This window comes from Bacillus sp. UNC69MF, from assembly GCF_000746035.1.
Lineage (GTDB): Bacteria > Bacillota > Bacilli > Bacillales > Bacillaceae > Bacillus > Bacillus velezensis.
The window spans coordinates 583,751-596,872 of record NZ_KN050798.1; the positions used below are offsets into that span (position 1 = coordinate 583,751).

Consider the following 13,122-nt stretch of genomic DNA (forward strand, 5'->3'; position numbering starts at 1 on the left):
GAGACAGGTGGCCAGTAATCAAAACTATCAGTTCACATTAACAATTAAACATACGGACTATATTGTCAGGGATCACCGGGTGCATGGCACCCGGATTATACCCGGTGTCACATTTTTAGATATGATATACCGTATGGCGCTGAGCAAAGGTTTGCCTATTGAAGAACTCGAATGTCAGAATATTTTGTATTTGGAACCTGTAGCAACATCGGATACCTTTGACAGAGAAATCCGCATCCGTTTTCAGGGATTGGAACAGGGATGGGAAATTCAGGCGAAGAGCAGAAAGGTAAAAGATGACCGCATCCTGGATGAAAGCTGGGATGAGAATATGACCTGCAGGCTCATGCAGAAATTCCCGGAAAGCATGAGTTCAATTCATATCGATGAAATCAAACATGCCTCCGTCCGTGAAGCCGATATGGAGATATGTTATGACTATTTAAAAAAGGTTGATATAGAGCATTTTGAATTTATGAAGAGTCTGGGGAAGGTTTATGCGTCTGATCATTCTGTACTTGCAGAGTTGTCGCTCAGCCAAATTGCCAATCAATATACCGGCTATTTTCAATTGCATCCCACTTTTCTTGATGCGTCTACCATCATATCGATCCTTTATCAGGCATGTCCCGAATATTTTACACAAGGATCTCCGGCAAGCCGGATGAAAACGTATATTCCCATTCATATTGAATCTTTCCGTATGACGAAGCGCCTGGAAGACAGGTGTTATGTGTACATAGAGAAGCAAGACCAAAATCATGATTCAGGGGATGTCATCCAAGTAAGCTACGGTTTGTACGATGCATACGGGGAGATGATCGCTTATTTTACGCGGCTGTCTGTGAAACATATTCGCTCAAAAGATTTAATTGAAAACCTGAAGCAGACTCGTTTGGAAACTGAAGCGGCTTCTCAGCCAAAAGACAGCCTGATCAGAAAAGATTCAATCATAAATCGAAGCGAAAGCATCGAGACACACCTTAAAGAATTAATATCCGGGGTTTCAAATATAGATCTGCGTGACATAAGGACAGACATTGGTTTTTATGAACAAGGCCTGGATTCAGCTTCTTTGCTTGCCATTGTCAAAGAACTTGAAAACAAAACAGGGGAACAGCTGTATCCTACACTCCTGTTTGAGCAGAAAACGATCCGGGAACTCGCCGCGTATATTAAAGAAAATCAAAAAATGTCCAGTTATTTCTTAACGCAAAATCAACCGGCTGAAAAGCCTGACATGAAAGAAAGTAAGAACGAAAATCTTTCCGCTCTTATAACAGAAGGAGACATTCAGCAGCTGATCGCAGACATCAAAGGGACTGCCCCTGAAACACTCTCTGTTGTAAAAGGTTTTTATGAACAAGGCCTCGATTCCGTAACACTTATGCAAGCCGTAAAAGCATTGGAGGAGAAAACAGGCAGGGAACTGTACCCTACTTTATTGTTTGAGTATCCGACGATTCAAAAACTTGCAAATTATTTTGCAGAGAGCGGCGAAAAGACTTTCGTTGACAAAGACCTCCCTCTTCATCATGGAGAGAATCATACGGCTCTGACATATTTAACGCCGTATTGGAGACAAAAGCCTGCCGCTTGGGACCCGCATTGCAGCAATAAAAAGAAAAGAACATGCCTGCTGTTTCAATATGACAGAGAGCTTTTTCATTTTATGCGGGAAAATGCTGAAAATGGGTTCGAAAATACACAGATCATTCTCGTTTTATCAGGGAATCGTTTCTCCTATCACGGAGACGGTGTTTATGAGATAGATCACAGGGAGGAAGCTCACTTTGACAGGCTTGCAGCTGATCTGAAAAAAAGGGGGCAAATGCCCGACACCGTGGTGTACGGGTGGCCGGAAGGATCATTTGCCGGCCCGGAAAAAATAAGTGAACAGCTTTCTAAAGGGGCTTACCCGCTATTCTTTTTCAGCCGGGCATTGATGCGCAGCAAGACGGAAAAAAAGGTTGTATCGCTTTTCCTTTATCCGGCGGATCATAAAAATGATCAGCCGCTTTACGCTTCAGTCCATGGCGCAGGGCAGTCTATTGTGCTTGAGAACCCGAAACTGGCCCTTAAGACAATCGGGATATCAGTTTCAGACAAGTCATCGTTGCCGGAACTTACAGCTGAAATCATCAGAGTCGAATCTACGGAAGCGCATCCGGGAGAAACCGATCTTTATTATGAAGGAAATGTGCGCTGGGTCCGTGCCTTACGGGAAGCAGAACCGGCTCCAAACTCAGATTTCTCCTTTAAAGAAAACGGAGTATACATGATTACAGGAGGGGCCGGCGGCTTAGGCCTTATATTTGCAGAACATATTGCAGCCCAAACGAAAGCCAATATTATTTTAGCGGGCCGTTCTGAACTTACGGAAGACAAAAAGAACAAAATCAGCCGAATGAAAGCAGGCGGTTCTTCGGTTCAATATATAAGAGGTGATTTTTCAGATAGCCGTGATGCAGAGCGAATCATAAAAACCATTAAAAGGCAATTCGGAGAAATCAACGGTGTGATACACAGTGCCGGTGTGACGCACGACGCTTTATTGATTCAAAAATCAAAAGATGAAATTCAGGAAGTGATCGCTCCGAAAATAAATGGGACGGTCTTATTGGACAGCTTGCTGCAAACCGAACCTTTGGACTTCTTTGTGATGTTTTCATCAAGCACCTCGATGTACGGGAATATCGGACAGACGGATTACGCATTGGCCAACCGGTTCATCGATCTTTTCGCTGAGTGGCGTGAAGGAATGAGGCGGAAAAAAGAACGCTCCGGCGTCTCAGTAGCCATCAGCTGGCCGCTATGGGAAGACGGCGGCATGAAAGTGGATAAACAAACTGAAAAATGGATGAAACAAAAAATCGGTATGGTTCCTCTTAGTAAAACCAATGGGATCAAAGCTTTTCAAGATTCACTCTCTCTGAACGCATCACAGCTGATCGTGTTTGAAGGTGACAAAGAAAAATTGGAATCTGCACTTCAAGATACCTTCATAGAGGATGAAAGCCGTGAGATCCAAATAAATGAAACAGCTGATACAAGGCATGAGGACATTGCCATTATCGGATTAAGCGGAAAGTATCCGATGGCTGAAGACTTACCTGAATTTTGGGAGAATTTAAAGAGCGGAAAAGATTGTATTACAGAAATCCCGCCTGACCGCTGGAATATGGATGATTTCTTCAGCGAAGACAGAGATATGAAAGGGAAGTCTTACAGCAAGTGGGGAGGTTTTATCAGCGGAGCCGATCAATTTGATCCGCTTTTCTTTCATATTTCCCCAAGGGAAGCAGAACTTATGGATCCCCAGGAAAGGCTCTTTTTAGAAACGGCCAAACATTGTTTTGAAGACTCAGGGTACCCGAGAAACATGCTGGAAAAGATGAAAGTCGGTGTATTTGTCGGTGCAATGTGGGGCCAATATCAACTATTTGAAGGAGAAGAAAATGGAGTGGCTTTCTCGCCGGCGTCCGTCTATTCTTCAATTGCCAATCGGGTGTCTTATTATTTTCATTTAAAAGGTCCGAGTTTGGCTCTGGATACAATGTGCTCTTCATCACTGACCTCTATTCATTACGCATGCCAAAGCATACATTGTGGAGAGAGCGATATGGCATTAGCCGGCGGAGTGAATTTGTCAATACATCCGAATAAATATAAGTTCCTCAGCATGGGACAGTTTCTATCAAGTGACGGCAGATGCCGGAGTTTTGGAAAAGACGGAAGCGGTTATGTTCCCGGTGAGGGAGTCGGGGCCGTATTGTTAAAACCATTGAAAAAAGCAATAGAAGATCAAGATCAAATATACGGTGTGATTAAGGGAAGCGCCGTTAACCATGGAGGGAAGACGAGCGGGTATTCCATACCGAATCCGGATGCGCAGGCGGAGGTCATTTCAGAAGCGCTTCGTAAAGCTGACATTGATCCGAATACCGTCAATTATATTGAAGCGCATGGAACGGGTACGTCATTAGGCGATCCGATTGAAATTCAAGGACTGAAAGATTCCTATCAATTGAACCATCCTTGCGCCATCGGTTCGGTGAAATCAAATATCGGACATTTAGAATCTGCGGCAGGAATCGCTGCGGTAACGAAAGTGCTTCTCCAAATGAAGAATAAGCAGCTTGTTCCTTCTCTGCATTCCGATATTGTTAATCCGTTTATAGATTTTGATCAGGTTCCTTTTCAAGTGCAGCGGAAAGCGGCTGAATGGAATATTCCGCAAAACAGCAATGCTGTTCATCCTTTGAGAGCCGGGGTAAGCGCTTTTGGGGCAGGAGGAACAAACGCGCATCTTATATTGGAAGCGTATGAGCCGCCAAAAGCTTTTGATCATCAAAGCGGCCGAGTGATCTTTGTTTTATCGGCTCAAGACAAACAACGGCTGATAAAATATGCAAAGGTTATGGCTGATTTTCTATCAGAAAATGAATCGAAGGATAACAATCATAAACTGCGTCTTCAGGATATTGCCTATACACTTCAGACGGGACGCGATCATATGGAAGAACGGCTGGCGATAGTGGCAGATTCCGGGCGGGTCATTGCTGAAGAGCTTTCAGCTTATATCAGGGGTGAAAAAAGCAGCTTAAGCTATACCGGTAATACATTCGAATCAGAAGTTCACAATGAAATGCCTCACGTTTGTTCAGATTACGCCGAAGCCGCATCCAAATGGGTAAATGGAAGAAAGATAGATTGGGAGACTTTTGAGGTGAATCGGAATGCCCGCAGGATTTCTATTCCGGGACAACCGCTGATCAAACAGCGGTATTGGATAGCGGAAAAAGGGGAAGCACTTGTTTCAGCGGATGTGAGTAAGCCGGGTCACCCTTTCTTGGGGAGTAACACGTCCGATTTTAATCAGTTCAGTTTCACGAAAAAAATCACCCGTAATCATCCGTTCGCACTAAGTCTGTCTGAAGGAAACGTGTCCTTTTTCCCTTATGCATCTTTGGCTGAAATGGCTATCGTCAATGCAGCGGCGGCATTTGGACAACCAGTTCAAACATTGACTGATTTATTGTGGACCGAAAGCATGAACGGAATAACTGATATACGGGAACTGATAATTACGCTGACGCCTGAGCGCGACTTTGCGCGGTTTGACATATATGCAAACACAAAAGATGAGAATAAAGTACGTCTTGCCAGGGGAAATGCGCATATTGTTAAGCCTGAAAGCGGTATGCTTCCTGAAGCGCTTGATATTGCTGAAGTCAAATCAAAAATGACTGAACATCCGGCTGAAGCGCCTTTTGTCATTGAATCAGCGAAAAACAGTGACGGAATGCTGGCGCTTCATTCATTGCCGGATGAGCTTTATGCAAAAAGAGAGAATTTTACGATCTCTCCTGAAGCGCTTGAGTCCGCGATTCAAGCCAGTGCGTTTTTTGTCAGCGGAGAAACCTTCCCGGAATTGATCGGAATGGGAGCGGCGGATGTCTATCACCCTCTCGCTCAAAATTTTTATGTCTATACTCAAAAAGAGAACCGGCAGAACAGCCGTGATGTAACGTGTCATATGACGTTTACAGATAAAAACGGAAGCATTCTGGCAGAGTGCAGAGATGTGAGATTCAGATATGGTCATGAAAAAGACACTGTTCAGACGGACGACGAACTCATTCGTCTCCTGCGTCAATTGGAAACCAATGATATTGATCAGAAGGCTGTATTGAAACAATTAATGGGGGAAGAATGATGAACGGAAAACGTGAACAACTCAGCGATATTCTTGATCTGATTCAAACAGGACAAATGTCGGCTGACGAAGGCTATGCCCGTGTGACATCCATTCAGAATCAAAAATCACGGGCATCGAACCATCCGCTTTTATATTACAAGCCGGAATGGACAGAATCGTTCATTCCGAGTAAGAAGAGCGTACCCTTGACGGGATTGCTCCTGATTTTTGCAGAAAATGAACGGCAAATACAAGAATTGAGCGGTTTGTTTAAGGACTGTACTCTCTTGTTTGTCATCCGCGGAAAAGAATTTGCTGTTTTACATGATGATACGATTTGTATGAACCACGTGAAAAAAGACGATTATCTAAAGCTGTTCCGATACATTCATGATCATTATCAGCTGCACGAAAAGATTCTTCACTTGTGGTCTGATTCTCAGGCTGACATGAGTAAGGGAGGTATACAGAAACAATTGGAAAACGGATTGTTTTCTCTTCTGTATATTACACAGGCGCTGATTGAACTAAAATGGAAAAAGATAATAAAGCTGACGCATATTTTTCAAACAGAGAATAAAGAACAACTGCCGCTGCATCATGCTCTCGGCGGATTGGTGAAAACCGTTCACCAGGAACACCCCAATTTTCACTATCAGATTATCAATATCACGCAATCAGAGGGTGAGGGAGCCGCTCTTCCAGCGATAGCGGATATATATCAGAGAGAGTGTGACGAAAAACGGGATATCCATTTTGAAGTGCGCTATGAAAACGGGAGACGTTTTACGAAAAGCTATAATAAAGCCGGCTCATTCGATTTAACCCAGCCGCTGAAACATCATGGGAACTATCTGATTACAGGAGGCCTGGGCGGTCTCGGTTATATTCTGGCAAAACATCTGTCGGAACAATGGAAAGCGAATCTCATATTGACAGGGCGCTCTGATTTAACTGAAGAGCAGGAGAAAAAGATCGAATATTTAAGAAGTTCAGGTTCAACAGTTGAATATATCCGATCTGATGTTTCAAAACAAAGTGATGCTGAACGGATGTTTGCTTTTGCAAAAGAGCAGTTCGGCACCTTACATGGAGTATTTCACAGTGCCGGCGTACTCCGTGACTCTTTTATCTTAAGAAAGACAAAAGAAGAAATTAATCAAGTCACGGGTTCAAAAGTTTATGGCACGCTGTGGCTGGCGGAAGAAATCAAAAAAATGAAAGTTGAATTACTTGTCTTGTTTTCATCCACATCGGCAGTCTTCGGCTCAGCCGGCCAATGTGACTATGCTTTCGCCAATGCCTGTTTGGATCAGTATGCAGCAGTTATGACCGCAAAAGAGTCTGCCGGAAGGGTAGTGTCAGTCAATTGGCCGCTATGGACTTCCGGCGGGATGAATATTGACGATGAAGGAATATCCTACATGAAACAGGAACTCGGTCTTGACCCGTTAGATGACGGTGACGGAATACAGGCTCTGGAGAACAGCTTGTGTCAATCATCTGAACAGCTGATTGCCCTGAAAGGCCGTAAAGAAAAGATTGAGGATGTGCTGAAGCGTGCCGGCACAATCAGCTTACATTCAGACCAGCAGGAAGATGCCGATTTGCAAAACGATGAATTAAGACAAAATATCATCAGTTATCTGAAAAATATAATGTCAGAGGAATTGAAATTACCGGCCTCACTCATAGATGAAAAACAATATCTGGAGAAATACGGCATTGATTCAGTGATGATCATGCGTCTGACCAAAAAGCTGGAGCAAAGTATCGGCAGATTGTCGAAAACATTATTTTTTGAATATCATTCAATATCGCAGTTAGCCGAATATTTCCTGAGTCATCACAGCGAACGAATGATGAAACTGCTGAACCCGGCCGGCACATCTGAACTTGTTTCATATCAAAAAAAGCAAAAAAGAAAACCAGTGGAAACAAAAGCGCCGGTACGCTCTGAAGGAGAAGGTTCAAAAGAGCACATGGCGGCCGATCCCCTTTCTGCTGATATAGCCATTATCGGTGTCAGCGGCAGATACCCGGGTGCGGAAAACATCAGGGAGTTCCAGAATGTGCTGATGAATGGACAGGATTGCGTAAGCGAAATTCCCGATGACCGGAAAGAAATGCTGGAGGGAAGCTGCTATAAGTGGGGAGGTTTTCTGAAAAATCCAGACCGGTTTGATCCTTTATTTTTCCGGATATCACCGAAAGAAGCGGCTTTTCTTGATCCTCAGGAACGTCTCTTTTTAGAGACAGTGTACAATACCATAGAGGATGCGGGTTATAAACCTTCAGATCTGACCCGCAAAAAGGTCGGAGTATTTGCAGGCGTCACATATGGAAGCTATCAATTTTTCGGCGTTGAAGAATCACTTAAAGGAAATGAACTGGCCGTCGGGTCTCCATTTTCTGCAATAGCAAACAGAATATCGTATTTCTTTAACTTTAAGGGGCCGAGTATGGCGGTTGATACAATGTGTTCATCCTCTCTTAACGCCATTCACTTAGCCTGTGAAAGTATACGAAGAGGAGAAAGCACACTTGCTGTTGCCGGCGGGGTCAATCTTACGCTTCATCCCAATAAATATACATTGTTAAATCAAAGCCGCTTCTTTGCAAGTGATGGCCGATGCCGGACATTCGGCGAGGGCGGTGACGGTTATGTACCGGGAGAAGGAGTGGGATCCGTACTTTTAAAGCCGGCGGCGGAAGCGGTAAGGGACGGAGATCATATTTATGCGCTGATTAAAGCGACAGCGGTCAATCACGGAGGGAGAACAAACGGTTTTACGGTTCCTAATCCAAATGGTCAATCTGAACTGATACAGGACGCGCTTCAGAAAGCTTGTATTGACCCTCGTACAATTAGTTATATTGAAGCTCACGGAACGGGAACTTCTCTTGGAGACCCGATTGAGATCACCGGGTTAACAAAAGCGTTTCGGGAATTTACGGAGCACACTCAATATTGTTCCATCGGTTCTGTCAAATCAAATATCGGCCATCTTGAGGCCGCAGCGGGAATTGCCGGTTTGACAAAGGTTCTTTTGCAAATGAAACTGAAAAAACTGTTTCCTTCCATACATGCGGAGACGTTGAATCCAAATATCGATTTTAAAGCATCTCCCTTTTATGTACAGCGGTCATTGCAAGATTGGAAGAAACCAAAACTGCAGGAAAACGGAAAAACAGTAACTGTTCCGAGAAGAGCGGGGATCAGCTCATTCGGAGCGGGAGGAACGAATGTTCATATCATTATAGAAGAATATGAAGAAACAAACGTCTCAACAGAACATGTTGAGAACGAACCGCATATTGTCCTGTTATCTGCCAAAGACAATGAACGTCTTCTTGAGTATGCCGAAAACATGAGAGATTTTATCCAACGTTCACTAAGTCCTGAAGTAAAGGATAAGCAGCCTGATATGAGAGAAAAGGTGTATGAAGTACTCAAACCGTTTGTTTCGGAATTGCTTCATATCCATCCGGAAGAAATTAATATTGCTGATCACCTGAGTGAATTTGGCGTAGGGCCTTTGGAATTAAGTCGGATGGCGGATTTTATTAACGAAATGTTTCATATTGAACTCACGATGTATGAATTAACTGTTTGCCCCTCCATTCAAGCGGTTACTGAATACGTATTGAAGGAATATGCCGGAGCGATAAGAAACCTGTTCCCGAATGAAGTGATGGAAGGCAGCCAATCGGAAAGCGTCGTTTTACGGGATCTGGCATACACTACACAATCGGGCAGAGAAGCGATGGAGGCCAGAGCGGCGATTACCGGTACCTCTCTTAAAGAAATCAAAGATAAATTATTTGAGTTTTGCCGCGGTGACAAGCACGTTCCAGGCGTATATGTTAATCAGCAATCAGCAGATGCATTTGCTGAAAAAATGAAGGCGTTAACGGAAGGCACAGCAGGTGAATTGTTTGTAAAGACTATTATTGAGAACGGTGAAGCGGAAAAGCTGGCTCAATTATGGGTTTGGGGGGCGGATATCGACTGGAAATCCGTTCATCAACATTTACAGCAGCCGGGTAAACGGATCTCAATTCCGACTTATCCGTTTGCAAAAGAACGTTATTGGGTTCCGTCCAGGACTGAGAAGGCAGAGATCCCTCAGCACTCTTTTCAACATCACTTGCAAAAAAAATGGAGGGAAAATCCGTTTGTCAATCCATCCGAAACAAAAGAGTACGGACTGACAGTAGCATTTGTAAATCAAGACACAGAATCAATTGCCCGCACCATTTGTTCGGATATAGATCAGGAGAATCTGATTGTCATAAAACATCACTCTTCATTTATAAAACACTCTGATCAAATGTTTGAGTGTTCTTTATTAGATGAAAACCACGCATACGACGTTATCCGTGAGATCTTCTCGGGCGGTGAGCGGCTGGTCGAAAATATATTTGATTTCTCAGATATCGGAAACCAGAGTGACAATCAGAACGGCATCCCATATTGTAAATTCTTATTTATACAAGAAATAATTAAGCGGAGTAAAAAGGAAACACCATTATCCATTTTACAAATCACCAATGGCTTGCAGGTATTTAAAGCGGAAAAACCAAAGCTGACGGGGGCAGAATCAGCGGCTTTTCTGAAAGCCCTTTCTGCGGAATACGGCTTTGTTCATGTGAAAACAATAGATATAGACAGCATGAAAGAAACGCATGAGCTGAAACAAATCTTTGAGAATGAAAGGGCGCAATGTACCGGAGAGAATGAAGTATGCTACCGCAGCGGCGTCAGATATGTTCCGTATTTTGAAGAAGAAAGAATCCATACCGGCGAGCCTGTTTCATTTCCTGCGGATAAAGCCATCGTGATTACCGGCGGGACAGGGGGCATTGGCAGAGCAATAGCTGAAGATTTGGTGAAACGGGGAGTGAAAAAACTCGTGCTGACGGGTACGCGTCCATTACCTTTGCGAAGTGAATGGGATCATTTGCTGAAAGAGGGCAGACAGGACGAAAAGACAGTCAGCAATATAAAACTGTTTCAAAGTTTTGAAGAGAAAGGTGTCAACTATCTGTATTACAGCGGTTCTCTCACAAATGAAGAGAAGCTGCGTTCATTCTTTCACCAAGTAAGCCTTGAATTTAAAGATATAAGCGGTGTCATACACTGTGCCGGACTGCACAGCGGCGGAAATCCGGCCTTTATTCATAAAAGAATGAGTGAATTTAAGACGGTGTACGGGCCGAAAGTCACTGGACTTCAGAATTTGGAGCGGATTTTTAATAATAGGCCGCTGGATTTCTTTATTCTATTTTCATCAATTGCAGCACAGTCACCCAAACTGTCGAAAGGAATGACTGATTACGCGTCTGCAAACGCATATATGGACTATTTCGCGGTTTATCATTTTCAAAAGGGGAGAACGTATTTCACGTCCATCAATTGGCCGAGCTGGAAAGAAGTCGGAATGGGTACTGTGACGAGTCCTTTATATGATGAATTGGGATTGGACTCTCTTTCCACACGGGAAGGACTGGCGATTTTGTATCATGCACTGGAGAAAAAATCGGCCAATATCATTCCTATCGTGAAAAAAGGAACAGTGTTTCATGCAGACAGTCTCCTGAACATCAATAAAACCGGCGGAGCTTCGGTTCCAGTCCGAAGACAGGAGACTCCCGACACTTTTGATCATTCAGAAGGGCTTGTCAGTGAACTTTCTGCCGTATTTGCCGAGGAATTGAGCATTCCCCTTGAAAAGCTTAACCCAAATACGGATTTTCAGGAATACGGTGTGGATTCTATACTACTTGTCAGCATTATACATCGAATAGAAGCAATGATTCAGAAAAAAATTGACCCTACTGTGCTTCTTGAACACAACACGATTCATGGTCTTGCGGAATATATCGGTAAGACGGCGCCGCCGTTGAAGAAACAAATCGAACAGACTGATTCTCAAAGCAGCAATCAGCAAGATATGCAATCTGTGACGAGCCGAAATACAGAACCGCAGACGGCTTCCTCTGCAAAGATAGCTGTTATCGGAATCGGATGTAAGTTCCCTGGAGCGGCTGATAAAGAGGAATTTTGGGACAATCTGAGAAAAGGGAAGAATCATATTAAAGAAGTACCTGATTCCCGGTGGAATATAGAAGAAAATTACTCTCCGGTCAAACAAAAGGGAAAAAGCATCAGCAAATGGGGAGGATTTATCAATGGAATCGGCAGCTTCGATCCGGAGTATTTCCGCATGGAAGAGGAGAAAGCCATCCAAACGGACCCGCTGATAAGACATTTCTTAGAAACGAGTGTACAGACTGTACGGGATGCCGGTTATGAAGAAACGGAATTATCGGGAAAAAAAGTCGGCGTATTTGTCGGTTCCAGAATGGGCGGCTACGGTCACAAACTGCCGAAAGAAAGCAGCAGCCACATCGTCGGGCTTAGTCAAAACTTTATTGCTTCACATGTGTCGCATTTCTTTAATTTTCACGGTCCAAGCATGGTTTCTGATACCGCTTGTTCTTCTTCATTAGTCAGCATTCATTTAGCCTGCCAAAGCATAAAAAACGGTGATTCAGAGATGGCGCTGGCAGGAGGGGCGGATCTGCTTTTGGATGAAATTCCTTACCTGATGTTAACAGAAGGAGGAGCTCTTTCGCCGGACGGTCAGTGTTTTACTTTTGATGAAAGGGCAAACGGTTTTGTACCCGGAGAGGGTTTTGGCGCTGTTCTGTTAAAACCGCTGGAGAAAGCGAAAGCTGACGGAGATCGGATATACGGTATCATTGAAGCATCAGCTATTAATAACGACGGTGCGACAATGGGAATTACGACCCCGAATCCTAAGCTTCAAGAGCAGGTTATTCAAGATGCATTTGAAAAAGCCGATATCACTCCCGGATCAGTCAGCTACGTCGAAACTCACGGCACAGGCACGATGATTGGAGATCCGATTGAGCTTCAGGCTCTGACAAAAGTATTCCGAAGAGACACAAACAAAACGCAATTTTGCGGAGTAGGAAGTGTGAAAACCAATATCGGACACTTATTAAGCGCTGCCGGAGCGGCAAGTTTCATTAAAGTGATTTTATCAATATGGCATAAGGAAATTCCGCCTACATTGAATTGTGAAACGCCAAATCCCCGCTTTGAATTTGAAAAGTCGCCTTTTTATCCGAATACAGAGCTGAGAAGCTGGAAGGATGGAAAACGGAGGGCAGGCATCAGCGCTTTCGGTTTTGGCGGAACAAACGCCCACCTTTTGGTAAGCGGCCTGGATGATTCATATCATTCCGTCAGAACTCCGCTGCCGCCTGCTGAGTTTGTCAGAAAAGAGTACTGGCCGGATTCAAATCGGAAAAAACAAATCAAACAGAATAAAAAACGGCTTCTTGAAATTATTGATGAAACAGAGTAGCACCTGCTCTGTTTCTTTACT

Annotated in this window: 2 protein-coding genes; both read left to right on the plus strand. The window is 43.8% G+C overall.

Annotation, left to right across the window (positions count from 1 at the left end):
- Positions 1 to 7: 7 nt before the first annotated feature.
- Positions 8 to 5,719 (plus strand): type I polyketide synthase, encoded by a 5,712-nt coding sequence (locus BR62_RS0115075; RefSeq protein ID WP_032871393.1) that lies wholly within the window; start codon positions 8 to 10, stop codon positions 5,717 to 5,719.
- The gene (locus BR62_RS0115080; RefSeq protein ID WP_032871394.1) at positions 5,719 to 13,101 is read left to right on the plus strand and encodes an SDR family NAD(P)-dependent oxidoreductase; all 7,383 of its coding nucleotides are present in this window, start codon (positions 5,719 to 5,721) and stop codon (positions 13,099 to 13,101) included. The genes BR62_RS0115075 and BR62_RS0115080 overlap by 1 nt, the downstream gene beginning before the upstream one ends.
- The last annotated feature ends 21 nt before the right edge of the window (positions 13,102 to 13,122 follow it).